The sequence below is a fragment of the Sphingomonas sp. Sphisp66 genome (genome assembly GCF_047324325.1).
Lineage (GTDB): Bacteria > Pseudomonadota > Alphaproteobacteria > Sphingomonadales > Sphingomonadaceae > Sphingomonas.
The window spans coordinates 45152-69245 of the sequence record NZ_CP168508.1 but is presented as its reverse complement, the minus strand read 5'-3'; the positions used below and the strand labels follow the sequence as shown (position 1 = coordinate 69245).

Annotated in this window: 20 protein-coding genes; 13 read left to right on the top strand and 7 right to left on the bottom strand. The window is 67.9% G+C overall.

The features are described 5' to 3' along the window. Window positions 1–229: 229 nt before the first annotated feature. Window positions 230–1618 (bottom strand): exopolysaccharide biosynthesis polyprenyl glycosylphosphotransferase, encoded by a 1389-nt coding sequence (locus tag ACEN8G_RS00325; RefSeq protein WP_413415681.1) that lies wholly within the window; start codon window positions 1616–1618, stop codon window positions 230–232. A gap of 180 nt (window positions 1619–1798) precedes the next feature. Between ACEN8G_RS00325 and ACEN8G_RS00320 the strand changes: the two genes are divergently transcribed. Beyond that, entirely contained in the window at window positions 1799–3151 is a 1353-nt protein-coding gene (locus ACEN8G_RS00320) for an MFS transporter (RefSeq protein ID WP_413415683.1), read from the top strand. A 34-nt stretch (window positions 3152–3185) separates the two neighbouring features. Here ACEN8G_RS00320 and ACEN8G_RS00315 read toward each other — a convergent pair whose 3' ends face one another. Continuing rightward, the gene (locus tag ACEN8G_RS00315) at window positions 3186–5471 is read right to left on the bottom strand and encodes a glycoside hydrolase family 3 N-terminal domain-containing protein (protein WP_413415684.1); all 2286 of its coding nucleotides are present in this window, start codon (window positions 5469–5471) and stop codon (window positions 3186–3188) included. 203 nt (window positions 5472–5674) lie between these two features. Between ACEN8G_RS00315 and ACEN8G_RS00310 the strand changes: the two genes are divergently transcribed. From ACEN8G_RS00310 to ACEN8G_RS00270, 9 genes are all read left to right on the top strand, one after another. Further along, window positions 5675–6691, top strand: coding sequence for a LacI family DNA-binding transcriptional regulator (locus tag ACEN8G_RS00310; RefSeq protein WP_413415685.1), 1017 nt, complete (start codon window positions 5675–5677; stop codon window positions 6689–6691). 162 nt (window positions 6692–6853) lie between these two features. Beyond that, complete coding sequence (locus tag ACEN8G_RS00305) at window positions 6854–8290, top strand: glucoamylase family protein (protein WP_413415686.1); 1437 nt, start codon at window positions 6854–6856, stop codon at window positions 8288–8290. A gap of 42 nt (window positions 8291–8332) precedes the next feature. Continuing rightward, on the top strand, window positions 8333–9091 hold the full coding sequence (locus ACEN8G_RS00300; RefSeq protein ID WP_413415688.1) for an alpha/beta hydrolase: 759 nt from the start codon (window positions 8333–8335) through the stop codon (window positions 9089–9091). Further along, window positions 9076–9840: a tetratricopeptide repeat protein gene (locus ACEN8G_RS00295; protein WP_413415689.1), complete on the top strand. Its 765-nt coding sequence runs from the start codon at window positions 9076–9078 to the stop codon at window positions 9838–9840. The genes ACEN8G_RS00300 and ACEN8G_RS00295 overlap by 16 nt, the downstream gene beginning before the upstream one ends. A gap of 141 nt (window positions 9841–9981) precedes the next feature. Beyond that, window positions 9982–10437, top strand: a complete 456-nt coding sequence (locus tag ACEN8G_RS00290; RefSeq protein WP_413415690.1) for a VOC family protein — start codon at window positions 9982–9984, stop codon at window positions 10435–10437. Then, on the top strand, window positions 10431–11465 hold the full coding sequence (locus ACEN8G_RS00285; RefSeq protein WP_413415691.1) for an NAD(P)H-dependent flavin oxidoreductase: 1035 nt from the start codon (window positions 10431–10433) through the stop codon (window positions 11463–11465). The genes ACEN8G_RS00290 and ACEN8G_RS00285 overlap by 7 nt, the downstream gene beginning before the upstream one ends. A 9-nt stretch (window positions 11466–11474) precedes the next feature. Next, the gene (gene gloB, locus ACEN8G_RS00280; protein WP_413415692.1) at window positions 11475–12197 is read left to right on the top strand and encodes a hydroxyacylglutathione hydrolase; all 723 of its coding nucleotides are present in this window, start codon (window positions 11475–11477) and stop codon (window positions 12195–12197) included. Between the two features lie 48 nt (window positions 12198–12245). Next, the gene (locus ACEN8G_RS00275) at window positions 12246–12644 is read left to right on the top strand and encodes a hypothetical protein (RefSeq protein ID WP_413415693.1); all 399 of its coding nucleotides are present in this window, start codon (window positions 12246–12248) and stop codon (window positions 12642–12644) included. A gap of 11 nt (window positions 12645–12655) precedes the next feature. After that, entirely contained in the window at window positions 12656–13063 is a 408-nt protein-coding gene (locus ACEN8G_RS00270) for a DUF6491 family protein (protein WP_413415694.1), read from the top strand. A 93-nt stretch (window positions 13064–13156) separates the two neighbouring features. Here ACEN8G_RS00270 and hslU read toward each other — a convergent pair whose 3' ends face one another. From hslU to hslV, 4 genes are all read right to left on the bottom strand, one after another. Further along, window positions 13157–14449 (bottom strand): ATP-dependent protease ATPase subunit HslU, encoded by a 1293-nt coding sequence (gene hslU / locus ACEN8G_RS00265; protein ID WP_413415695.1) that lies wholly within the window; start codon window positions 14447–14449, stop codon window positions 13157–13159. Between the two features lie 61 nt (window positions 14450–14510). Continuing rightward, window positions 14511–15623, bottom strand: coding sequence for an FAD-dependent oxidoreductase (locus ACEN8G_RS00260; protein WP_413415696.1), 1113 nt, complete (start codon window positions 15621–15623; stop codon window positions 14511–14513). Between the two features lie 259 nt (window positions 15624–15882). Then, window positions 15883–16251, bottom strand: a complete 369-nt coding sequence (locus tag ACEN8G_RS00255) for a hypothetical protein (RefSeq protein WP_413418009.1) — start codon at window positions 16249–16251, stop codon at window positions 15883–15885. A gap of 19 nt (window positions 16252–16270) precedes the next feature. After that, complete coding sequence (gene hslV / locus ACEN8G_RS00250; protein ID WP_307119656.1) at window positions 16271–16822, bottom strand: ATP-dependent protease subunit HslV; 552 nt, start codon at window positions 16820–16822, stop codon at window positions 16271–16273. A gap of 259 nt (window positions 16823–17081) precedes the next feature. Between hslV and ACEN8G_RS00245 the strand changes: the two genes are divergently transcribed. Both ACEN8G_RS00245 and ACEN8G_RS00240 read left to right on the top strand, forming a co-directional pair. Next, window positions 17082–20039, top strand: coding sequence for a TonB-dependent receptor domain-containing protein (locus ACEN8G_RS00245; RefSeq protein WP_413418011.1), 2958 nt, complete (start codon window positions 17082–17084; stop codon window positions 20037–20039). A gap of 77 nt (window positions 20040–20116) precedes the next feature. Then, complete coding sequence (locus ACEN8G_RS00240) at window positions 20117–21925, top strand: family 43 glycosylhydrolase (protein WP_413418013.1); 1809 nt, start codon at window positions 20117–20119, stop codon at window positions 21923–21925. Between the two features lie 18 nt (window positions 21926–21943). Here ACEN8G_RS00240 and ACEN8G_RS00235 read toward each other — a convergent pair whose 3' ends face one another. Then, window positions 21944–22837, bottom strand: a complete 894-nt coding sequence (locus tag ACEN8G_RS00235; protein ID WP_413418023.1) for a neutral zinc metallopeptidase — start codon at window positions 22835–22837, stop codon at window positions 21944–21946. A 116-nt stretch (window positions 22838–22953) separates the two neighbouring features. On the opposite strand from ACEN8G_RS00235, the gene ACEN8G_RS00230 reads away from it, so the two are divergent. Beyond that, a complete protein-coding gene (locus ACEN8G_RS00230; protein WP_413418015.1) occupies window positions 22954–24093 on the top strand; it encodes a patatin-like phospholipase family protein in 1140 nt (379 codons plus the stop codon). The last annotated feature ends 1 nt before the right edge of the window (window position 24094 follow it).

Sequence of the window (24094 nt, the reverse complement as noted above, 5' to 3'; positions counted from 1 at the left end):
GAGAGGGAGAAGTTGCAAAATAGGATTCCCCCTGCTTCCCTCACCCGGCCTGGCAACAACCCGGCCGCTCTTTGACCCCGTAGGAAAGATAGGACCACCGCCACGCAACGATCTTGCGGGATGCAGCCCGTTCCCGGGAAAACAGGGAAAATAGCGCCCGCGAAAACCCGCTCCTGGCATGAACTTAGTGAACTTTGCCGAGTCGCCCCGGCCCGCGCCGTAGGACGCTTCAGTACGCGTTGTGATGCATCAGCACCTGCGCGGTCCGCACCAGGATCGAGATGTCGCGGACCAGCGACCAGCCATGCTGATATTCCAGGTCCGCCTCGAGCCGGTTGAGGATGTCGCGCTTGGTGTTGGTCGCGCCGCGGAAGCCGCGGATCTGGGCCAGGCCGGTGATGCCGGGCTTGAGCGCGTGGCGGTGCCAATATTGCCGGTCGACCCGCCAGAACAGCTCGTCCCCCGCGGTCGATCCCAGCGCGTGCGGGCGCGGGCCGACCAGGCTCATCTCGCCGAACAGCACGTTGATCAGCTGGGGCAGCTCGTCGATGCTGGTCATCCGGATGAGGCGTCCGACCCGGGTGATCCGGTCGTCGTCACGGCTCGCAGAGCGCGCGCCGGTCGCGTCGCTGGTCTCCACCCGCATGCTGCGGAACTTGAGGATCTGGAAGATCCGGTTGCCGCGCCCCATCCGCTCCTGGCGGAAGAAGACCGGTCCCGGCGAATCGAGCTTGATCGCGATCGCCACCATCACCAGCACCGGCAGCAGCATCAGCAGCGCCGGGATGGTGACGGCCAGATCGAGCGCGCGCTTCTTCACCCGGTTGGCACGGTTGAGCGGCCCCCAGGAGACGACCACCGTGGTCACCCCGTCGCGCTGCCGCGTGGTGAGCGGGCCGAGCTCGGCGATCTCGGGCATCACGATCTCGCCGACGATGTTCACGCCCTTCAGCGCGCGTGCCCATTCGGCCTTGTGATCGGGCGTGCAGACGATGACCACCCGGTCGTAATCCTGCAGCACCGTGCCCAGCCGGTCGAGCATGTACGGATCGTCGAGATCGGTGCGCAGGCCCGACGCACGCGCGTCGACGATCTCGCGGTTGAGATAGCCATCGGGCAGGTTCGCGCCGTCGACGATCACCAGCTCGGCGGTCAGCTTGCCGAAGGTCTTGCTGACGACATGGCAGATCAGCAGCCGCTGAGAGAGCAGCAGGGTCAGCGCCGTGACCATGCCCATGCCGAGCGCGAAGCGCGGCACCTTGCCGGTCACCTTGAGCGAGAAGGCGACGAGCAGGAAGACGAGCAAGGTCGTCGCGAAGGAAAGCAGCGCCTGGCGGCAGCTCTTGCTCGGCTTGGTCAGGCAGCGCGGATTATAGGCCTGGTTCTGGAAGGCGATGGCGGCATGGACGAACAGCGCGCCGGCCATCGCGGTCCACAGTCCGTCGGAGATGGTCCGCGGCTCCTCGACCACCAGCGCGACGGCGAAGCCGAACGCCAGCGCCACCGCGTCCGCCGCCATCAGCCACAGGCAGAGCCATATCTTGGCGTTGCGCCGCGCCGCCTTGGCCAGCGGCGTGCGGATAGGTACCCCCTGGATCGCCAAGTCGATCTTGGTCATGGGATGCAACACTCCCTAAGCTCAGATACGCGAGCTTGCTGCGACGCAACATGACTTCGAGGTTAGGTTATGCAAGCCGCCAGCGCGGGCACGTGCCGGATACGAGATGATCCGTTCGTCGCAGTGCGCAAGTGCGATAAGCCGTGACGCGCGGTGCCCCGGCGCGCTAGGGGAAAAGGCATGATCGCCCGTCTCCGCGCCGCCCCCGCCCGCGCACGGCTGCTGCTCTTCGCCTTCGGGGACTTCGCGTTCAATCTCTACTGGCAGAGCATCATGCTCTTCCTGCTCTTCTACTATACCGAGGCGCTCGGCCTGCCGGTGGCGACCGCCGCAGCGGTCTACACCATCGCCTCGGTCTGGGACGGGCTCGCCAATTTCCTCGCCGGTGCCGTGGCGGACCGGCGCGAGCCCGGGCGCGGCTATGGCCGGTTCCTGATGCTGGGCAGCGTGCCGCTCGGCCTCGCCTTCGTGCTGACCTATGCGCCGCCGCTCGCCGCGGGCTGGTGGCGCATCGCGACGATCTTCATCGGCCATCTGCTGTTCCGCACCGCCTATGCTGCGGTCAACGTTCCCTATCTGGCGATGAGCGTGCGGGTGAGCAGCGACAGCCGCGACCGCGCCTTCCTCGCCGGCATGCGGATGCTGTTCGGCACGATGGCGGCGGTGCTGGTCGCCCGCGGCACGCTGCCGCTCGGCGCATTGCTCAGCGGCAGCCAGGTCGCGGCCCAGGCCTATCTCTGGGCGGCGATCCTGTTCGCCATCCTCGGCACTGCGATCCTGATGCTGGTCGGTGCCACCTATCGCGAGCAGGTCGTGCCGCTCCGCACCCAGCCACCCTCGATCGTCGCGAGCCTGCGCAGCCTCGCCGCCAACCGCGCCTTCGTCACCCTAAACCTCGCGATGATGGCGATGATCGTCGCGGCGACGATCCTCAACAAGTCGGTGCTGTACTATTTCAAGTATTTCGTCGGCGACGACGTGGCCGGGCAGAGCGCGCTCGCCTGGATGGGCGTGGTCGGCGCGGCGGCGGTGCCGCTATGGATGCTGCTCCAGCGCGTCCTGGGCACGCGCGGGCTGTGGTTCCTCGCCGCCTGCGCCTGCATGGCCGGGCTGAGCCTGTTCGTGATGGTGCATATCGACAAGGCGGGGCCGATGCAGCTGTTCCTCGTCGCGATGCAGGCAGTGATCGTCGGGCTGCACTTCGCCTATTGGGCGATGCTGCCCAACACGGTCGAATATGGCGAGCGCGCCACCGGGCTGCGGGTCGAGGGCGCGGTGTTCGGCATGGCCGCCCTGCTCCAGCGCATCGCGATCGGCCTCGCCACCGCGCTGCTCGCTACCGGATTCGACGCGGCCGGCTTCGTCGCCAATGTCCGGCAGAGCGAGGCGACGCTCGCGACAATGCGCTTCACCATCGCGGTGGTGCCGCTGGCCTTCCTCGCCCTGTCCTGCCTGCTGATGCTGCTCAACCCGCTCGGCAAGGGCGAGCATGCCAAGATCGTGAAGGACCTGGAGGAGCGGGAAGCTCCCTGAAATCCTCCCCCGGCTTTGCCGAGGGAGGAATGGATCAGGCGACCAGCGTGAACTGCGCGTGCACGCCGTCCGCCTCGGCCGACGGCGCGATCCAGACGTCGAACAGGCCCGGCTCGACGGTCGGCTTGTCGTCGCGGCCGATGAACAGCAGCTGCGAGCGCTTGAGCTTGAACGTCACCGTCTCGCTCGCGCCGGCGGCCAGGGCCAGCTTGCGGAAGGCCTTGAGCTCGCGCACCGGCCGGGTGACGCTCGCCACCCGGTCGCGGATATAGAGCTGCACCACTTCCTCGATCGCACGCGACCCGGAATTGGTGATCTTCGCCGCCACCGTGATCTCGCCGTCCCAGGGCAGCGTCGCCGGCACCGCCAGGTCCGAATAGCCCACCTTGCCATAGGTCAGGCCGTGCCCGAACGGGAACAAGGCCGAGTTCGGGATGCCGCGATAATGCGCCTTGTACGGCTGCAGCGCGCCTTCCGGGTTCGGGCGGCCGGTCGCCTTGTGGTTGTAGTAATAGGGCTGCTGGCCCGGCGAACGCGGGAAGCTGCACGGCAGGCGACCCGCCGGGCTGTAATCACCGAACAGCACGTCGGCGGTGGCGTTGCCGCCTTCCGAGCCGAGGAACCAGGTGACGAGGATCGCCGGCGCATTCAGCACCGCGCCGTCCAGCGCCAGCGCGCGGCCGTTCTTGAGCACCACGACGACCGGCTTGCCGGTCTTCGCCACCGCCTCGGCCAGCGCCATCTGCGGTGCGGGGATGACGATCTCGGCGCGCGACTGCGCCTCGCCCGACATGTTCTCGCTCTCGCCGATCGCCAGGATCACCACGTCCGCCGCGTTGGCCGCAGCCACCGCCGCCTCGATCCCGCCGGCCAGCGGCTCTTCGACCTTCGAGCCGAGCGTCACGCTCACCGCACTCTTGTCGGCCACCGCGCCGCGCACGCCCGTCGCCAGGTCGATCGCCAGGGCATTGTCGCCATAGACCACCCAAGGACCGTTGATGTCGTGCTTGCCTTCGGCGAACGGGCCGATGATCGCGATCTTCTTGCCGCTCTTGGGCAAGGGCAGCAGGTCACCGTCATTCTTGAGCAGCACGATCGACTTGCGCCCGGCCTCGCGGGACAGCGCGATCGCCTGCTTGGTGCGCGAGCGCGCCTTTTCGCGCTTGGCGTCGATACGGCGGAACGGGTCCTCGAACAGGCCGAGCCGCGCCTTCATCGCCAGCACCTTGCGCACCGATTCATCGACGAGGCTGATCGGCACCTCGCCCTTGGCGACAAGGTCGGGCAGGTGATCGCGATAATAGCCGCTGGTCATGCTCATATCGACGCCGGCCAGGAAGGCGAGCTTGGCCGCCTCGCGCGCATCCGCGGCGAAGCCATGGTCGATCATCTCCATGTCGCCCGTGTAATCGGACACCACAAAGCCTTCGAAACCCCATTCGTCGCGCAGGATCTTGCGCATCAGCCATTCGTTTCCGGTCGAAGGCACGCCGGAAATCTCGTTGAACGAGGCCATGGCCGAAAGCGCGCCTTCGTCGAACGCAGTCTTGAACGGCGGGAGGTAGACTTCGCGCAGCGTCCGCTCGGACACGTCGACGGTCGAGTAATCGAGGCCCGCCTCGGCCGCGCCATAGGCGGCGAAATGCTTGGCGCAGGCCAGCATCGAATCGATCGCCTTCAGGTCCTTGCCCTGGAAGCCGCGAACCCGCGCCGCCGCGATCAGCTCGCCGAGCAGCACGTCCTCGCCGGCGCCTTCCATCGTGCGGCCCCAGCGCTGGTCGCGCGCGATGTCGACCATCGGCGCGAAGGTCCAGTCGATGCCTGCCGCCGCGCCTTCATACGAGGCCATGCGCGCGGTGCGCTCGGCGAGATCGGGATCGAAGGCCGCCGCCTCGCCCACCGGCACCGGGAAGATCGTGCGGTGGCCATGGATCACGTCGGCGGCGAAGAGCAGCGGGATCTTGAGGCGCGACTTGGTCATCGCCACGGTCTGCATGCGACGCGCCATCTCGGCGCCATTGCCGTTGAACACGCCGGTCAGCCGCCCCTTCTCGACCTCGGCCAGCTGCTCCTCGAAGCTCGGGCCGTTGGTCGGCGGGTTGAGCGCGGTGGCGACGCCGCCGCCCCAGGCCGCGGGCAGGATGGTCAGCTGGCCGGCCTTCTCCTCGACCGTCATCTTCTGGATAAGCGCATCGATGAAGGCGGGCACCGGCAGGCGCCCCGCCGCCTGCAGCATCGCGCGCGCCGGGCTCGCAGCCCAGGCCGCGACTGCGCCCGCTCCCATCAGAGCCGCGCGCCGCGAAATCCTGGTGTCGAACATTGCTACTCCTCTCCTGAACACCCCGCGGCCAACCACCCGCGAGCATTGTCTTCCAGATATCCGCCACGAAACTTTTTTGCTTGTCGCGACGAACCGTAACCGGTTACATAACTCGGACACGGCTTGTATTGCAATCGCCGAAGCGGTCTGAAACGCAGGAAACATGCGTTCCCATGTCCGGGGACCGGGGGAGAAGGGAAGAAATGGGCGAGGCCACCATCCGCGATGTCGCACGCCGCGCCGAAGTTTCGGTCGCGTCGGTGTCGCGCGCCCTGAACGGCCTCGACAATGTCCGCGCCGAAACCCGCGAGAAGGTGATCAAGGCAGCGAACGAGCTCGGCTATGTCCCCCATGCCGGCGCGCGCAGCCTCAGCCTCGCCCGCGCCCATGCGATCGGCGTCGTCCTGCCCGACCTGCACGGCGAGTTCTTCTCCGAATGCGTGCGCGGCATGGACCGGGAAGCCAGCCGGCGCGGCTATCTGCTGCTGCTCTCCAACATGCATGACGACAGCGACCAGGCGGCGGTGGCGCTGCGCGCGATGCGCGGCCGGGTCGACGGGCTGCTGGTGATGGCGCCGCACATCGCGCCCGAGACGCTCGAGCATGCCCTGCCGCCCGCGATCCCCTCGGTGCTGCTCAACAGCCATGCCGAGCTCGCCGGCCGCCCGGCGCTGCGCTTCGACAATCGCGCAGGTGCCGAGGCGATGGTCGAGCATCTCGTCGCCAATGGCTATCGCCACATCGTCCATATCGCCGGGCCCGAGGGCAATCTCGACGCCGCCCAGCGCGCCGAGGGCTATCTCGCTGCCTGCGCTCGCCATGCCTTGCCCCCGCGCATCATCGCCGGCGACTTCAACGAGGAGGCCGGAGAGGCCGCCGCGCGCGCGATCCTGGCGAGCGGCACGCTTACCGACGCGGTGTTCGCCGCCAACGACATGATGGCCATAGGCTGCCTCCACACACTGCGCAGCGCCGGCACCGCCGTGCCCGAGCAGATCGCCGTGGCCGGCTTCGACGACGTCCCCCTCGCCCGCTATCTCTCGCTCAGCACGGTCCGCGTTAACATCGCCGAGATGGGCGCCCGCGCCGTCGCCCGGCTGATCGACCTGCTCGAAGGCAAGGACCTCAAGCGCGACAGCGAGACCTTCACCCCCGAGCTGGTGATGCGCGCCACCACGGCGCCGCGCACCGCTCACCAGGACGGAGCCGCGCATGCGTGACCGCGGCTCCGTTTCTTTTTGGCCCTGGACTGTAACCGGTTCCAAGACTCCACCTGCTTTGGGTACACCCCGCCTCGGGGGCGGCGCCCTGCGTGCCGCCCCCAATTTTTCGATCCTGGGGGTGGAACCGCTTCGCTTTCTCTCGTGTATGAGGCTTTGGACATGATCGACCGGCGCGCGCTCCTTTCGCGGTCTTCGCTGCTGCTTGCCGCTTCGGCCCTGCCCGGCGCGGCCGCGGCCCAGTCGCGCGGCAAGGGCGCCGCGGTCCGCACGCTGCCGCCCTTCTACGAGGACATCGAATACCGCACCTTCCGCTGGTTCTGGGAGACGGCGCGGCGCGACAACGGCCTCGTTCCCGATCGCTACCCCTCGCCCAGCTTCTGCTCGATCGCCTCGGTCGGCTTCGCGCTCACTGCCTATCCGGTCGGCGTCGAGCGCGGCTGGATCACCCGGGCCGAGGCACGCGACCTCACCCTCACCACCCTGCGCTTCTTCTGGGAGGCGCCGCAGGGACCCGAGCCGAGCGGCAGGATCGGCCATGCCGGCTTCTTCTACCACTTCATCGACATGATCAGCGGCGAGCGTTTCGGGAAGACCGAGCTCTCCAGCGTCGATACCACCCTGCTGCTGATGGGCGTGCTGTTCGCCGGCCAATATTATGACCGGGCGGATGCCAAGGAGCGCGAGATCCGCGACCTGGCGCAGAAGCTCTATGCCCGGGCCGACTGGAACTTCTTCCGCGCCGACGGCCGCAAGCCGGTGTCGATGGGCTGGCATCCCGAGCGCGGCCTGATCCCGAGCAGCTGGAACGGCTACAACGAAGGGATGTTCGTCTACATCCTCGGCCTCGGCGCCCCGGTGCACGCGCTGCCGGCGGACAGCTGGGACGTATGGACCGCCACCTATCCCCATTCGTGGCGCGGCGAGGGCCAGACCCGCCACATCGCCTTCGCCCCGCTGTTCGGCCACCAGTACAGCCAGATCTGGATCGACTTCCGCGGCATCCGTGACGCGGTTATGCGCGACGCCGGCATGGACTATTTCGAGAACAGCCGCCGCGCCACCTATGCCGCCCGCGCCTATTGCATCGCCAACCCCCAGGGCTGGGACGGCTGGTCGAAGGACATATGGGGCCTCACCGCCTGTGACGGCCCGGGCGACTTCAAGATTACGTTCAAGGGCAAGCCGACCGAGTTCTTCAGCTATTCGGCGCGCGGCCCCCTGGGTCAGCCAGACGGCCGCGACGACGGCACCCTCGCCCCCACCGCAGCGCTCGGCGCGCTGCCTTTCGCGCCCGAGATCGTCATCCCCGCCGCCGAGGCGATGCGCCGCGAGCATGGCGAGCTGCTCTACGGCAAGTACGGCTTCTTCGATTCGTTCAACCCGAGCTTCCGCTGGACCGACAGGAAGCTTTCCAACGGCCGCGTCGATCCGGCCAAGGGCTGGTACGACACCGACTATATCGGCATCGACCAAGGCCCGATCCTGCTCCAGGCGGCGAACTACCGCAGCGATTTCGTCTGGAAGCGGATGCGGTCCTGCGCGCCGATCCGGAAGGGCCTGAAACTGGCCGGCTTCACCGGCGGCTGGCTGGCCTAGCTCCGGCTTCCGCCCGGCGAACGGAATGGCTAAGGCTCGGGCATGACCGACACGCCCGAGACCGCCGCCCCCGAGGCGCCGCCGCGCCCCGCCCTCGCCTATCGCCATACGCCGGGTACCGGCCCGACGGTGATGTTCCTGTGCGGCTATGCCTCGGACATGAACGGCACCAAGGCGCTGCACCTGGAGGCGTGGGCCCGGGCGAATGGCCGCGCCTTCCTGCGCTTCGACTATTCGGGTTGCGGCGAGAGCGAAGGCAATTTCGAGGACGAGACGCTCGCGACCTGGCGCGACGATGCGCTGCGGATGATCGACGAAGTGGTGAAGGGGCCGGTGGTGCTGGTCGGCTCGTCGATGGGCGGCTGGATCATGGCGATGATCGCCAAGGCGCGCCCGGAAGTCGTCGCCGGCATGGTCGGCATCGCCGCCGCGCCCGACTTCACCGACTGGGGCTTCACCATGGAGCAGAAGCTGGCGCTGCTCCAGAACGGCCGGATCGAGCAGCCCAACGACTATGGCGATACGCCCACCGTCACCACCCGTGCCTTCTGGGCATCGGGCGAGGCGAACCGCGTGCTGGTCCAGCCGATCGCCTGGGGCGGGCCGGTGCGGCTGCTCCAGGGCCAGAAGGACAAGGAAGTGCCCTGGGAGCATGCCCCGCGCCTCGCCGCGGCGATCCGTTCAGACATGGTGCAGACTCTGCTGGTCAAGGACGCGGAACATCGTTTCTCGCGCGAACAGGACCTCGCCCTGATCGTGCGCGCGCTCAAGGAAGTGCTCGCCCTATGCTCCCGTTCCTGATCCTCGCCCTCCAGACCGTCCCCGTCCCAGCCGCGACCCCGCCCGCAGCGCCGGGCAAGGAGCCGCCGCGCTTCACCCAGTGCATGGACCTGGCGACCGGCGATCCGGCCAAGGCGATCACCGATGCAGTGCAATGGCGGTCCGAAGGCGGCGGCGTGCTGGCGCGCCAGTGCCTGGGCGTCGCCTATGCCAATCAGGGCAAATGGGCCGCGGCGGCAGGCGCGTTCGAGGATGCCGCGCGCGAGGCGGAGACCGGCAAGGACCCGCGCGCGCCCAATTACTGGGCCTCGGCCGGCAATGCCTGGATCGCGGCGGGCGAGCCTGCCAAGGGCCGTGCGGCGATCGACGCGGCGCTGGCCACCGGCACGCTCGCCGGGCTCGACCTCGGCGAGGCGCATCTCGACCGGGCACGAGCGATGGTCGCGCTCGGCGACATGGATACCGCGCGCAGCGATATCGACAAGGCGCTGACCTATGCCGACAAGGACCCGCTCGCCTGGCTGCTCTCGGCGACGCTGGCGCGGCGCGCGAGTGATCTGCCGCGCGCGGCGAACGACATCACCCAGGCGCTGAAGCTGTCGGGCGACGACCCCTCGGTTCAGCTCGAAGCGGGCAACATCGCCGCGGCGAGCGGCAACGAGGCCGACGCGCGCACCGCCTGGACCCGCGCGATCGAGCTGGCCCCGGGCACGGGCATCGCCAGCTCAGCCCGCAAGGCGCTCGAGCAATTCTCCGCGACGGAGAAATGATCCTTCAAACCCCTCCCCTTCAGGGGAGGGGCAAGGGGTGGGGGATGTCTCACCGAGACAGTCCCCCGTGGCACGCCCGCTGAAGAAGACGGGCTTTGGTAGGGGTGGCGCTCGCCGCCGGCGCTCCCTATCTCGCGGCCCATGCGCTATCTCCACACGATGATCCGCGTGACGGATCCCGACGCCACCATCGCCTTTTTCGAGCTGCTCGGCCTCAAGCAGGTCCGGCGGATGGACAGCGAGAAGGGGCGGTTCTCGCTGATCTTCCTCGCCGCCGACGAGGACAGCAAGGGCGAGGGCAAGCGCGCCGATGCCGAGGTGGAGCTGACCTGGAACTGGCCGGCCGAGGACGGCAGCCCCGCCGAAGTCTATACCGGCGGGCGCAATTTCGGGCACCTCGCCTACCGCGTCGACAATATCTACGAGACCTGCCAGCGCCTGCGCGACGGCGGCGTGACGATCAACCGCCCGCCGCGCGACGGCCACATGGCGTTCGTCCGCACCCCCGACAACATCTCGATCGAGCTGCTCCAGGCGGGCGAGCCGCTCGCCCCGGCCGAGCCCTGGGCCTCGATGCCCAATACAGGCGAGTGGTAGGGTTCCTCCAGGCGCTCGGGGCCTCGGCCCCGATCGTGCAGGCGCCCATGGCCGGCGCCGGCGGCCCGAAGCTGGCGATCGCGGCGATCCGGGGCGGCGCAGTGGGCTCGCTCCCCTGCGCGCTGCTCACGCCTGAGCAGCTCGTCGGCCAGGTCGCCGAGGTGCGGGCCGCCGTCCGTGGCCCGCTCAACCTCAATTTCTTCTGCCACCCTCTGCCCGAGCCCGCGCCCGACGAGAGCGCCTGGCGGGCCCTGCTCGCGCCCTATTATGCCGAGGAGGGCGTGCAGCCCGGCCCGCCGCCGCCGCTGCGCCGGCCGTTCGATGCGGCGCTCTGCGAAGCGGTCGAAAAGGCGCGGCCCGAGATCGTCAGCTTCCATTTCGGCCTGCCCGAGGAATCGCTGCTCGCGCGGGTGCGCGGCACCGGCGCGCTGGTGTTCGGCAACGCGACCACGGCTGAAGAGATGCACTGGCTCGCCCGGCGCGGCGTCGATGCGGTGATCGCGCAGGGCGCCGAGGCGGGCGGACATTCGGGCTGGTTCCTGGGCAACCGGCACGCACCGACGCCGCTGGCTGAGCTGCTCGTCGAAAAGATCCCGGTGCCGGTGATCGCCGCCGGCGGGATCGTCGATGGCGCGGACATCGTCCGGGCGCTGGCAGCAGGCGCGCGCGCGGTCCAGATCGGCACCGCCTTCCTCGCCACGCCGGAAAGCAGCATCTCGGCGCCGTTCCGCGCGCTGCTCGGCACCGAGGCGGCGACCCGCTTCACCAATCTCTTCTCCGGACGCGAGGCGCAGGGGATCGAGAACCGGCTGATGCACGACCTGGGGGCAATCCGCGACGAAGTGCCCGCCTTTCCCTATGGCTCCAATGCGCTGGCGCCACTGCGCGCGCATGCGGAGGCCGATGGCCGCGGCGATTATTCGCCGCTCTGGGCCGGCACCGGAGTGGCGCGCGTGCGGGCGATGGGTACCGAGGAACTGGTCGCCCGGCTGATCGAAGAACTGGCGCATGGGCATGCGCGCGCCTAATCTGGGTTCATGCTCCAGATCGTCCGCATCCCCGCCCTCAGCGACAACTATATCTGGCTGGTCCATGATCCCGCTTCCGGCGAGACGATCGTGGTCGATCCCGCCCAGGCCGAGCCGGTGCTCGAGGAGGCCGATGAGCGCGGCTGGACGATCAGCGCGATCTGGAACACCCACTGGCATCCCGATCACACCGGCGGCAACGCCGCGATCAAGGCGCGCACCGGCGCCGTGGTGATCGCTCCCGCGGCCGAGGCGGCGAAGATCCCCACCGCCGACCGGCTGGTCGGCGAAGGCGACACGGTGCGCATCGGCGACCGCGTCGCGACGGTGCTCGAAGTGCCGGCCCATACTGCCGGCCACATCGCCTATCATTTCGCCGGGGACAGCGCGATCTTCGTCGGCGACACGCTGTTCGCGATGGGCTGCGGTCGGCTGTTCGAGGGGACCGCGGCGCAGATGTTCGCCAACATGCAGCGCCTCGCGCAGCTGCCGGGCGAGACCGCGGTCTATTGCGCACACGAATATACCCAGTCGAACGGGCGCTACGCGCTGGTCGCCGAACCCGACAATGCCGCGATCCGCGAGCGGATGGACGCCGTCAACCTGGCCCGCGCGGTAGGCGAGGCTACGGTGCCGACGACGATCGCGCTCGAGCTGGCGACCAATCCCTTCCTGCGCGCGGAAAGCGCCGGGCAGCTCGCTGAACGGCGCGCCGCCAAGGATGCTTTCTGATCGACGGCGCGCTATAGTCGCCCGGTCGGGGGCGACAGGAGAATGAACATGGTCCGCTTCGCCATTCCCGCCGCCCTGGCCCTCATCCTCGCCTGTACCGCCAATGCCGCATTGCCCCAGCACGGCGGCGACCGCAGCGAGGATGCGAAGATCACCCGGCAGCTTGCCGGCATGAATCCCGGCAAGCCCCAGGACTGCCTGCCGCGCGACCGGTACAACGGGATCGAGGGCTATAGCAGCACCATCCTGTTCATCGGCGGGCCGAAGAAGATATGGCGCAACCAGCTGATCGGCGCCTGCACGGGTTTGTCGCGCGACGACCTGCCGGTGATCACCAGCCCCTCGGGCCGGATGTGCCGGGGCGACCGGGTGGAGACGCGCTCGCGTATCGGTGGGATGAGGACCGGCGCCTGCGCGCTCGGCAGCTTCGTGCCCTACAGCAAGTGAGGAGCAGGATGATGCGCAGTCTTTTCCTTGCCGCCCCCGCGGCGCTCGCGCTGGCGGGCTGTGCCGCGAGCAGTGAAATCCAGGCCTCGCAGGCAGCCGAGGCACAGAAGGATCTTGCCGCGGTGCTGGAAGGCCGGGTCGCCGGTGCCCCGCGCGACTGCATCTCGGTGACCGATTCGGACAGCCCGCAGATAATCGACAGCCAGACGATCGTCTACAAGCCGCTGGGCAGGACGGTGTGGCGCAACGACCTTGGCAGCAGTTGCCCGGGCCTGCGCCCCTACACCACGCTGATCGTGGAAGTGCATGGATCGCAGCTCTGCCGGAACGACCGCTTCCGCGTGCTCGATCCGGGATCGACCATCCCGAGCGCCTATTGCATGTTCGGCAAGTTCACGCCCTACGAGAAGGCGAAGTAGCGCCGATATTGTCATCCCGGCGCAGGCCGGGATCTCAGGCGACGGCGGGAAAAGAGCCGCCCGAGATCCCGGCTTTCGCCGGGATGACCGAAGTTACAGCACGTACCGGCTCAGGTCCGTGTTCCGCGCCACGGCGGCCAGCTGCTTGTCGACATAGTCGCCGTCGATCACCAGCGTCTCGCCCTTGCGGTCCTCGGCGCCGAAGCTGATGTCCTCGAGCAGCTTCTCCATCACCGTCTGGAGCCGGCGGGCGCCGATATTCTCGATCTCGGCATTCACTTCGGCGGCGATGCGCGCCACGGCGCGGATGCCGGTTTCGGTGAAGTCGATCTTCACGCCCTCGGTGCCGAGCAGTGCCGCATATTGCTGGACCAGGCTCGCCTTGGTGTCACTGAGGATCGCAACGAAATCCTCCTCGGTCAGCCCCTTCAGCTCGACACGGATCGGCAGGCGGCCCTGAAGCTCGGGAAGCAGGTCGCTCGGCTTGGCGACATGGAAGGCGCCCGAGGCGATGAAGAGGATGTGATCGGTCTTCATCGGACCGTACTTGGTCGCCACCGTGGTGCCCTCGATCAGCGGCAGCAGGTCGCGCTGCACGCCTTCGCGGCTCACCGAACCGCCACGCACGTCGCTCACTGCGATCTTGTCGATCTCGTCGAGGAAGACGATGCCGTTCGCCTCCGCATCCGCCAGCGCGACGCGGCTGACCTCGTCCTGGTCGAGGCGCTTGTCGGCCTCTTCCTCGACGAGCTTCTCCCAGGCGGCACGGACATTGAGCTTGCGGCGCTTGAGCGGCGCGCCGCCCAGGCCCTTCATCATCTCGCCCAGGTTGATCATCTGCATCGGCGCGCCGGGGATCTCGAACGGCGCCGCCGAGGCCTGCTCGACCTCGATCTCGATCTCGCTCGTGTCGAGCGAGCCCTCATGGAAGCGCTGCCTGAACGCCTCGCGGGTGGCGGTGGACGAATCCTTGCCGGTCAGCGCGTCGAGCAGGCGGCCCATCGCCGCTTCCTCGGCCTTGTCCTTCACCGCGGCGCGGCGGCGCTCCTTCTCGAGCCGGATCGATTCCTCGACCAGGTCGCGGGCGATCTGCTCGACGTCGCGGCCGACATAGCCGACCTCGGTGAACTTGGTCGCCTCGACCTTCACGAACGGCGCGTCGGCGAGCTTGGCCAGGCGACGGCTGATCTCGGTCTTGCCGCAGCCGGTCGGCCCGATCATCAGGATGTTCTTGGGCGTGACCTCGTCGCGCAGGTCGGCGGAGAGCTGCTGGCGGCGCCAGCGGTTGCGCAGCGCCACCGACACGGCGCGCTTGGCGTCCTTCTGGCCGATGATGTGCGCGTCGAGGGAGGCGACGATCGCCTTGGGCGTCAGATTCTCGTTCATTTGGGGAAATGGGTTCTCTGGTTCGTTTCGATCCCCGATGTTGGGGGCCGGCCCCGCCGCTTCAAGCCGTGCAGCGCATGTCGGCGAAGAAGGCCCGGTGGCGCTCGAGGATCTTGGCGATCCGATCGGGCTGGGGCGTGGGGTCCCACTCACCATGCTCGAAGGTGCCGCCGCAGATGATGCCGTCGGCGCGCGGGAACATATAGCCCATGCGGCCGGCAAAGGCATATTGCACTTCGGGCTGCGGGAGCAGCACGGCAAGCTGGCCGCGCACCGGCTCGATCTCGGTGTCGCCGAACAGCTTGCCGGCTCCGAGCCCGGTGCAGTTGAAGACGAGGCGTTCCGGCAGCGCCGCGACATCGGCGGGCGTGTCGAACCCGCGTACGACGAACTTCCCGCCGGCCAGCTGGACGTCGCGCATCAGCTGGCGAAGCAGATGGCCGGTCTCGGCATACATGGTCGAGAAGCGGCGGACGCGGCGGACCGGAAAGGGATGCTCGCCGGGGCCGAGGATCGCGGGATCGACCTCATAGGCATTCTCGGGATCGGGCTCGGCGGCATCCTCCGCCGGATCGTCGCGCAGCTGCAGATAGGTGGGCAGCCAGCGTATGCCATATTCCTCGCCGGTCATGATCTGGAAGCGGCGCCAGCTATAGTCCATCGCCGCCTTGAGCTGGCCCAGCCAGGCCGGCGTGACCATGCCGTCGGTGTAGAGGCCGGCCGGATGCCACTGGCCGCCGGCGATGTTCGAAGTGGTATGGGGCGGCAACTGGGCCGCATAGAGGGTCACCGCGAACCCCGCCTCCTGGAGCAGCCGCGCGGTGGTCAGCCCGACGATCCCCGAGCCAAGCACCGCGACCGGACCGCTGTGCCCGGGCAGGCCCAGGTCGAGCGCCAGGCGCGAAGTGCCCCAGCTCAGGGTGATGCCCGAGCCGCCATGGCCGTAATTATGGACGAGCCGCTTGTCGCCCAGCGCCTCGCCGCGGACGACGAAGCCGGAGGGGCGATAGGGGCGCAACCCCGCGACGGTGCGGATGACCCGGGCGGGCGAGACGTTCACGGCCGGCAGGCAGCGCGTCGGGCCGGCAAGCCGCGGCCGGGCCGTGGTCGCCGAGCAGGCGGGCAGCGCCATCGCAGCGGCGGAGGCGATCAGCGGGCGGCGGGCGATCTGCATCGGCCCAGCCTAGGGGCCGCCGGGCCCGGCTCAACCTCGATTTGCTTGGGAGAGGCATGAGCTGGGCTCATGGGCACCAATCCGTCATGCCGCCGTCAAATCCGTCTAACAGCGCCAATCCGCCCCACGCCAAATCCGTCATCCCGGCGAAAGCCGGGATCTCAGGCGACGACGCGGGACAAGAGCCGCACGAGATCCCGGCTTTCGCCGGGATGACGAGTGGGGAGCAAGGGATGAGGGATATGAGGAAGCGTGAGGGCTAGCGCGCCTCTCCCAGCCAACCCTCCGCCTCCTCCATCGTCATGAATATCCGCATCCGCGGATGCGTCTGGGTACGCTCGGCCTGGAGCTTGTTCAGCGCGCTGCCCACCACCGAAGCCGCACGGCCCGAGGTGAGCGTCAGTCCCGCCTCGGCGATGCTCGGCAGCAGGTCGGCGACGTCATTGGCCTGGACCGGGAAGGCGCGCGAGTCGATCAGCACGTCATAGTCGCTGCGGATCGCGCGCACTTCCTGCGCCTTGGCACCGGCGGCCGCCGCGAAGGCATGGACCGTCTCGACCGTCCAGAAATCGCGGATCTCGACCAGGATGCGGTTGCGGTCGGCGTCATAGTCCATGCGGAACGTCATGCCGCCGCCGTTGCAGGCGTCAGTTCGCGCTGTCCAGCACTTCCACCGTCAGGCGATCGTTGGTGTAGACGCACAGCTCGCCCGCGATCTTCATCGCGGCCCGTGCGATCTTCTCGGGATCGCTTTCGTAATCGACCAGCGCGCGCGCCGCGGCCAGGGCGAAATTGCCGCCCGATCCGATCGCCGCCACGCCGCCCTCTGGCTCAAGCACGTCGCCATTGCCGGTGACGACCAGAGTCACTTCGGCGTCGGCGACGATCAGCATCGCCTCGAGGTTGCGGAGATATTTGTCGGTCCGCCAGTCCTTGGCGAGCTCAACCGCGGCCCGCAGCAGCTGGCCGTTATGGCGCTCCAGCTTGGCCTCGAGCCGCTCGAACAGGGTGAAGGCGTCGGCAGTGGCGCCGGCAAAGCCCGCGATCACCTTGCCGTCGCCCAGCGGCCGCACCTTGCGGGCGTTGGGCTTCATCACGGTGTTGCCGGCGGACACCTGTCCGTCACCCGCAATCACCACTTTGCCGGATTTGCGCACGGAAAGGATCGTCGTGCCGTGCCACGCGTTTGTTTCGCTCATGGCGCCGATATGGGGAACACCCCGCCTGCGCCGCAAGAGGGACTCCCGATGACCGGTCGATCGCGCCAGCCGGGGACGAGTGTTGCATGCGAGACACATCGCAGTGCAGCAAAATTCGCCCCCGACAACGCTGACGCAAACATGGGATTGACAGTTACATGTAACCGGTTCCAGGGGACGTTTCTGTCTGCGAACGAAAACAAGAACAATGCAGACCCGAGCTTGTAACCGATTACAGCCTTGGGCTGGGGAGGAATGAATGGCGATTTTCAATTCGAAGCGTGGCGTCCTGACGCGCGGCATCTCGGCGACGGCGATGGCCGCCGCGACCGTTTTCGCGGCCGGCGCCGTGCTGGTGCCGACCATGGCGTCGGCGCAGGTGAGCACCGCCAGCCTGAGCGGCCGGGTGATCGGTACCGACGGCAATGCCGCGGGCAGCGCCCAGGTGACCGCGCGCAGCATCGCGACAAACCAGACCGTGCGCGCCGCCAGCGACGCGAATGGCTATTACACGCTCACCGGGCTGCGCCCGGGCGAGTATGAAGTGACCGCGACGGCGGGCACCGAGACGGTCAGCCAGAACGTCATCGTCAGCATCGGCCAGTCGGCCAGCCTCGATCTCGCCATCGGCGCCGCCGCCGCCCCGGCCGAGGTGCCCGAGGGCCAGATCGTCGTCACCGGCCTGCGTGCCCGCGAAGTGCGCACCAGCGAAGTCGCGACCAATGTCAGCACCACGCAGATCGAGCGCCTGCCGCAGACCGACCGCAACTTCCTGTCGTTCGTCGCCCTCGCGCCGGGCGTGAAGTATAATGACAGCGAGACCGACAAGGGCTTCACCTCCGGCGCCTCGACTGCCAGTCAGGTCAACGTCTTCATCGACGGTGTCAGCCTGAAGAACCAGGTCCGCGAGGGCGGCATCGCCGGCCAGCAGAACAGCCGCGGCAATCCGTTCGGCCAGCTCGCCGTGCAGGAATTCCGCGTCCTCACCCAGAACTACAAGGCCGAGTATGAACAGGCCGGCGCGGCGATCGTGACGGCACTCACCAAGTCCGGCACCAACGAGTTCCACGGCGAGATCTTCGGCCAGTACACCGACAAGGGACTGAGCGAGAAGGCGTATCTCGACAAGCGCAACAACCGCCCCGAGCCGGCGTTCGAGCGCAAGCAATATGGCGTGTCGCTGGGCGGCCCGATCATCAAGGACCGGCTGTTCTTCTTCGCCGCCTATGAAGGCAATGACCAGAACCGCGCGTTCAACGTCGACAGCACCGGCTCGGCCGCGGCGATCCAGCAGTTCGAGCAATATTCGGGCCGCAAGCTGAGCGAGTTCGAAGGCTCGTTCGTCAGCCCGTTCCGCGGCGATTTCTATTTCGGCAAGCTGACCCTGACCCCGGACGATCGCCAGACTTTCGATCTGTCGTTCAGCCGCCGCCAGGAATCCGACATCCAGGGCTTTGGCGGCAACACCGCCTATGAGAATGCCGAGAACAAGAAGAACAAGGTGGATACCTACCTGTTCAAATGGGCGTACAATGGCGACGACTTCACCAACGAGTTCAACGCCAGCTACCTGAACTATAATTTCAACCCGACCTCGCTGCACCCCGAGCTGCCCTCGTACGAATATGCGAGCGTGATCCTGTTCGGCGGCAAGGACTCGACCCGCAACGAAACCCAGGCCAGCTATACGCTGCGTGACGACTTCACCTTCACGGGCATCGACGGGCACGCGTTCAAGTTCGGCGCCCGCGTCGAGGTGACGGACATCCAGTTCGACAACAACGCCTATCTGCAGCCGCGCTACACCTTCCGCATCGACGATGCCGGCACGCCGGCGGACACGAGTGACGACACCAACTTCTCGTTCCCGGCGGAAGCGCGCCTGGGCCTGGGCAGCGGCCAGATCCGCGCGTCGAACACCCAGATCGGCCTGTACCTGCAGGACGACTGGAACATCACCGATCGCCTGCAGCTCAACCTCGGCGTGCGCTGGGACTACGAGACCAACGGCTTCAACAACCATTATCGCACGCCCGCTGCGGCCGCGGCGGCGATCCGCTCGCTGCCGGCAACCTTCTATTTCAACCCCGAGAACTACATCACCGACGGCAGCAATCGTAAGCCGTTCGGCGGGGCAATCGCACCGCGCTTCGGCTTCTCCTGGGACATCAAGGGCGATCGCTCGACGGTGATCTTCGGCGGCGCGGGCCGCTATTACGATCGCAACAACTTCAACAACACGGTCGACGAGCTGTCGCGCACGATCAACCCGATCGGCGTATTCCGCTTCTCGGCGAACGGCCTGCCGCGCTCGGGCCTGCCGACCGTGATGTGGAACCCGGCCTATGCCACCCGCGAGGGCCTGCTCGCCCTGGCAGCGAGCTCGACCAGCGGCCTGCCCGAGCTGTTCGCGGTGAAGAACAACGCCAAGCCGCCGGTGAACGACCAGTTCTCGCTCGGCGTGCGCCAGCGCTTCGGGGTGTTCGAGGCCTCGATCACCGGCTCGTACCAGCGTGGCCGCAACGGCTATACCAACCTGTTCGCCACCCGTCAGAACAACGGCCTGGGCAATTGCTGCAACACCTCGACCGTCGTTCCGTTCGGCTACAGCAACGTGATCATCGGCTATGACGGGCTGGATACGCGCTACAAGGCGCTCTTCTTCACGCTCGACAAGAACTATACCAAATCGTCGGGCTGGGGCCTGAACATCGCCTACACGCTCTCCAAGGCGGAGCAGAATGGCGGCGACCTGTTCAGCCTCGATGGCCTGACTCCGGACGGTTATGGCTGGCGTCCCAAGGCCGGCGACGAGCGTCACCGGATCGTGATCTCCGGCATGGTCGATCTGCCGCTGGGCTTCCGCTTCTCGACCCTCACCACGCTGAGCAGCGGTGCCGCCTATCAAATCACCGACGCGACCCGTGGTTCGGACAGCGGTGCGGCGGCGCTCAGCGCGGCCTATCCGGAGAAGAACTGCATCAAGGGCCTGTTCGCCTTCTGCGAAGTCAATGTGTCGCTCGCCAAGACCTTCCCCGTCTTCGGCCGCGACAATGTCGAGGCCGCAGTCGATGTCCTCAATCTGTTCAACAACAAGAACTTCAAGGACTTCGACACTTTCATGAGCGCAACCGACCCGCTCGAGCCGGGCCGGATCGGCGCCAACACGCTGACGCTGCCGCGTCGCATCCAGTTCCGCCTGGGCTACAAGTTCTAAGCCTGGTTCGAACGGTCACTTTCAGGGGGAGGCGAGCCGGCAGGCTCCCCTCCCCCTTTTCATTCCGGGGAAGATAGATGCGTATCCTGTTCTCGCTTGGCGCCGGCCTGCTCGCCCTCGGCACCGCACAGGCGCAGGAGACGCGCCAGACCTATGCCAACCCGATCGATATCGATTACCGCTACAATTTCGAGCAGGTGAACCAGGGCGTCTCCTATCGCACCGGCGCCGATCCGGCGGTCGTCACCTTCAAGGGCAAATACTATCTCTTCCAGACGCTGGCCGACGGCTACTGGTCGTCGAGCGACCTGGTCCACTGGACCTTCATCACCCCAAGCCGCTGGCCGTTCAACTCGATCGTCGCGCCCGCGGTGTGGAGCGATGGCGAGCGCATCCTGATCCAGCCCTCGATGACCCGGGCGGAATCGATCCTGTCGACCAGCGATCCCGACAGCGGCAAGCTCGACTTCTTCGTGCGCCGTATGCCCGAGCTGGTCGATTCGGTCGGCGAGGGCCATGTCCCCGCCCCCGGCGAGGACAAGGTCCCGCCCGGCCCCTGGGATCCCGCACTGTTCAAGGACGATGACGGCAAATGGTACCTGTACTGGGGCTCGTCCAACGTCTTCCCGCTCTACGGGATCGAGATCGCGTTCGAGGACGGCAAGCTGGCCTACAAGGGCAAGCCCAGGCCGATGCTCGCCCTGCATCCCGAGCAGCATGGCTGGGAACGGTTCGGCCAGGATCATTCGGGCACCCTGCCCGACGGCACGCCGATCAAGCCCTTCATGGAAGGCGCCTGGATGACCAAGGTGGGTGGCCGCTACTTCCTCCAGTACGGCGCGCCGGGCACCGAATATAACGCCTATGCCAACGGCACCTATGTCTCGGACAAACCGCTCGGGCCGTTCGAGTACGCGCCGTGGAACCCCGTCGCCTACAAGCCCGGCGGCTTCGTTCAGGGCGCCGGGCACGGCTCGACCTTCGAGGACGTCCACGGCAATTGGTGGAACACCGGCACGCCGTGGATCGGCCATAACTGGACCTTCGAGCGGCGCATCGGCATGTGGCCGGCGCGGTTCTGGGCGGACGGGCAGATGGCGGTCTCGACCCGCTTCGGCGACTTCCCCCACTATGCCCCGACCGGCAAGGTCGAGGATCCGGAGAGCCTGTTCACCGGCTGGATGCTGCTTTCGTACAGGAAGGCGGCGGTGGCCTCCTCGACCTCCGCCGAGTTCGCCGCCGACCGCGCGACCGACGAGAACCCGCGGACCTTCTGGGTGGCCGGCGCCAACAAGCCGGGCGAGACGCTGACCGTCGATCTGGGCGGCGCCAGGACGCTGCGCGCGGTGCAGGTCAACTTCGCCGACTACAAGGCCGGCCGCTTCGGCGACGCGCCCGACATCTACACCGAGTTCGAGCTGCAATCCTCGCTAGACGGCAAGAGCTGGAACCCGCTGGCAAGGACCGAGGCGCCGCGCCGCGACCGGCCCAACGCCTATTTCCAGCTGCCGGCGCCGGTGCGGGCGCGGTTCGTCCGCTATGTCCATGGCCATGTCGGCGGCGCCAACCTCGCGATCAGCGACCTGCGCGTGTTCGGCAATGCGGACGGCAAGGCGCCCGCCACGCCCACCGGCGTGACCGCGAAGCGCGACGGCGACGTCCGCAACGCGCGCGTAACCTGGAAGCCGGTCAGGGGTGCCGTCGGCTACAATATCCTGTGGGGCGTGCGCCCCGACCGGCTGACGCTGACCTATCAGCGCTGGGCCGACCAGGGCACGGCGCTCGACCTCCGCGCGCTCAATGCCGGGGTCGGCTATTGGGTCGCGGTCGAGGCGTTCGACGAGAAGGGCGTGTCGAAGCGCTCCCGGCCGGTGCGCATCGACTAGCCCCGGCGCCCGGCCTCCTCAGATAGCGCCCGAGAAGGTGTCGCACTGGCCGGGGTCGCCGCTGTCCAGCCCCTTCTTCAGCCACTTCGTCCGCTGCGCCGAGGTGCCGTGGGTGAAGCTCTCGGGCACCACCGTGCCCTGCATCTGGCGCTGGAGCGTATCGTCGCCGATCGCATTGGCCGCGGTCATGCCTTCCTCGATGTCGCCCGGCTCGATCCGGTCCTTGTTGCGCGCCGCCCAGACCCCGGCGAAGCAGTCCGCCTGCAGCTCGAGCCGCACCGACAGCGCATTGCCCTCGGCCTGGTTCGCCCGGGCCTGCAGCCGCGACACCTTCTCCGAAGTGCCGAGCAGGTTCTGGATATGGTGGCCCATCTCGTGGGCGATCACATAGTCGCGGGCGAAGTCGCCCTTGGCGCCGAAGCGCTGCTCCAGCTCCTGGAAGAAGCTGGTGTCAAGGTACACGCCATTGTCCGCCGGACAGTAGAACGGCCCGACCGCCGAGCTCGCCGCGCCGCAGCCCGAATCGACATTGCCCTGATAGAAGCGGATCCGCGCCGGCCGGTAGCTTTGCCCCGCCTCGCGGAAGATCGTATCCCAGGTGGTGTCGGCAAGCCGCATCACCCGACAGGATTCGAGCCGCGCGCCGGTGCATACCTGCTGGCCGCTCTTGCCCGCGGTCGGCGACTGGCCGGTGCCCGCCCCGCCGCCACTGCTCAGCAGCCCGCCGCCTCCGCCGCTCATCGCGAACCAGGCGATGGCGATCAGGCCGATGATCGCGATGCTGCCACAGCCCATGCCGCGGCCGAGCAGCAAGGGCAGCAGCCCGAGCAGCCCGAAGCCACCACCGCCGCCGCCACCGCCGCTGCCCAGGTCGTCGGCATTGTCGGTAGGGTCGATATCGTCGAGCCGCATGGCGATCCTCATTATTTAGCCATCGCAACAATGCCCGAACTGGCGTTGCGTTGCACGCGCAAGCCATACCAAAATGTGCACTTCCCTCGGCCCCGGCTTTCGGCCACAGCACCGCCATGGCAGACGCCGAGTCACGTCCCCGCCGCCAAGCCCCCGGCCTGCCGCTGCCGGATACGGTCGCATTGGTCCTCCAGGGCGGCGGCGCGCTCGGCGCCTATCAGGCCGGCGTGATCGAGGAGCTCCACACCGCCGGCATCGAGGTCGACTGGGTCGCCGGCATCTCGATCGGCGCGGTCAACGCCGCGCTCTTCGCCGGCAACCCGCCCGAGCAGCGCCTCGCCGCGATCCGCACCTTCTGGGAAGACGCCACCGCCGCGCTCCCCGATTTCTCGCTGCCGATGCACGACGCCGCGCGCGAGCTCAGCCATGAATGGGCCGCCGGCCTGGTCATGCTCGGCGGCGTCCCCGGCTTCTTCCGCCCGCGCCTGCTGCCCCCGGCCTTCGCGCTTCCCGGCACGCCCGAGGCGCTGAGCTTCTACGACACCTCGCCGCTGCGCGAGACGCTCGACCGGCTGGTCGACTGGGACCTGCTCAACAACGGCCCGGTCCGCCTCTCGGTCGGCGCGGTCGACATCCAGAGCGGCAATTTCCGCTATTTCGACACGCGCGACGAGAAGCTCGACGCGCGCCACATCATGGCCTCGGGCGCCCTACCCCCCGGCCTGCCCCCGGTCGAGATCGACGGCTGCTGGTACTGGGACGGCGGCCTCGTCTCCAACACCCCGCTCACCCATGTCCTCGACCGGCAGGACGCCGAGACCCTGATCTTCCAGATCGACCTGTTCCCCGCCGCCGACGAGCTGCCCCGCACGATGACCGACGTCATCGCCCGCGAGAAGGAGATCCGTTTCTCCAGCCGCACCCGCAGCGTCTCGGACGAGCGGATGCGGCTGCGCCAGGAGCGCCAGATGGTCTGCCGCCTGCTCGACAAGCTGCCGCCCGAGCTGATGGACGATCCCGATGTCCAGGCGGTCCGCGCCCGGGTTTCCGAATATCCGGTCAGCCTCGTCCAGCTGATCTACCGCGCCAATGCCTGGGAAGGCGGCGCGCGCGACTTCGAATTCTCGGCGCGCTCGATGCACGAGCATTGGCAAGCCGGCCGCATGGCCGTGGCCGAGACGATGGCGAACGCCCAGATCGTCGCCCGCAACATCCTCGACGGCCACACCGCCGCCTTCGATCTCACCCAGCGTTAGG

Bases quoted from the DNA above. Each gene is read 5' to 3' on its own strand.
- ACEN8G_RS00325 (WP_413415681.1), bottom strand. From the start codon at position 1,618: ATGACCAAGATCGACTTGGCGATCCAGGGGGTACCTATCCGCACGCCG.
- ACEN8G_RS00320 (WP_413415683.1), top strand. From the start codon at position 1,799: ATGATCGCCCGTCTCCGCGCCGCCCCCGCCCGCGCACGGCTGCTGCTC.
- ACEN8G_RS00315 (WP_413415684.1), bottom strand. From the start codon at position 5,471: ATGTTCGACACCAGGATTTCGCGGCGCGCGGCTCTGATGGGAGCGGGC.
- ACEN8G_RS00310 (WP_413415685.1), top strand. From the start codon at position 5,675: ATGGGCGAGGCCACCATCCGCGATGTCGCACGCCGCGCCGAAGTTTCG.
- ACEN8G_RS00305 (WP_413415686.1), top strand. From the start codon at position 6,854: ATGATCGACCGGCGCGCGCTCCTTTCGCGGTCTTCGCTGCTGCTTGCC.
- ACEN8G_RS00300 (WP_413415688.1), top strand. From the start codon at position 8,333: ATGACCGACACGCCCGAGACCGCCGCCCCCGAGGCGCCGCCGCGCCCC.
- ACEN8G_RS00295 (WP_413415689.1), top strand. From the start codon at position 9,076: ATGCTCCCGTTCCTGATCCTCGCCCTCCAGACCGTCCCCGTCCCAGCC.
- ACEN8G_RS00290 (WP_413415690.1), top strand. From the start codon at position 9,982: ATGCGCTATCTCCACACGATGATCCGCGTGACGGATCCCGACGCCACC.
- gloB (WP_413415692.1), top strand. From the start codon at position 11,475: ATGCTCCAGATCGTCCGCATCCCCGCCCTCAGCGACAACTATATCTGG.
- ACEN8G_RS00275 (WP_413415693.1), top strand. From the start codon at position 12,246: ATGGTCCGCTTCGCCATTCCCGCCGCCCTGGCCCTCATCCTCGCCTGT.
- ACEN8G_RS00270 (WP_413415694.1), top strand. From the start codon at position 12,656: ATGCGCAGTCTTTTCCTTGCCGCCCCCGCGGCGCTCGCGCTGGCGGGC.
- hslU (WP_413415695.1), bottom strand. From the start codon at position 14,449: ATGAACGAGAATCTGACGCCCAAGGCGATCGTCGCCTCCCTCGACGCG.
- ACEN8G_RS00260 (WP_413415696.1), bottom strand. From the start codon at position 15,623: ATGCAGATCGCCCGCCGCCCGCTGATCGCCTCCGCCGCTGCGATGGCG.
- ACEN8G_RS00255 (WP_413418009.1), bottom strand. From the start codon at position 16,251: ATGACGTTCCGCATGGACTATGACGCCGACCGCAACCGCATCCTGGTC.
- hslV (WP_307119656.1), bottom strand. From the start codon at position 16,822: ATGAGCGAAACAAACGCGTGGCACGGCACGACGATCCTTTCCGTGCGC.
- ACEN8G_RS00245 (WP_413418011.1), top strand. From the start codon at position 17,082: ATGGCGATTTTCAATTCGAAGCGTGGCGTCCTGACGCGCGGCATCTCG.
- ACEN8G_RS00240 (WP_413418013.1), top strand. From the start codon at position 20,117: ATGCGTATCCTGTTCTCGCTTGGCGCCGGCCTGCTCGCCCTCGGCACC.
- ACEN8G_RS00235 (WP_413418023.1), bottom strand. From the start codon at position 22,837: ATGCGGCTCGACGATATCGACCCTACCGACAATGCCGACGACCTGGGC.
- ACEN8G_RS00230 (WP_413418015.1), top strand. From the start codon at position 22,954: ATGGCAGACGCCGAGTCACGTCCCCGCCGCCAAGCCCCCGGCCTGCCG.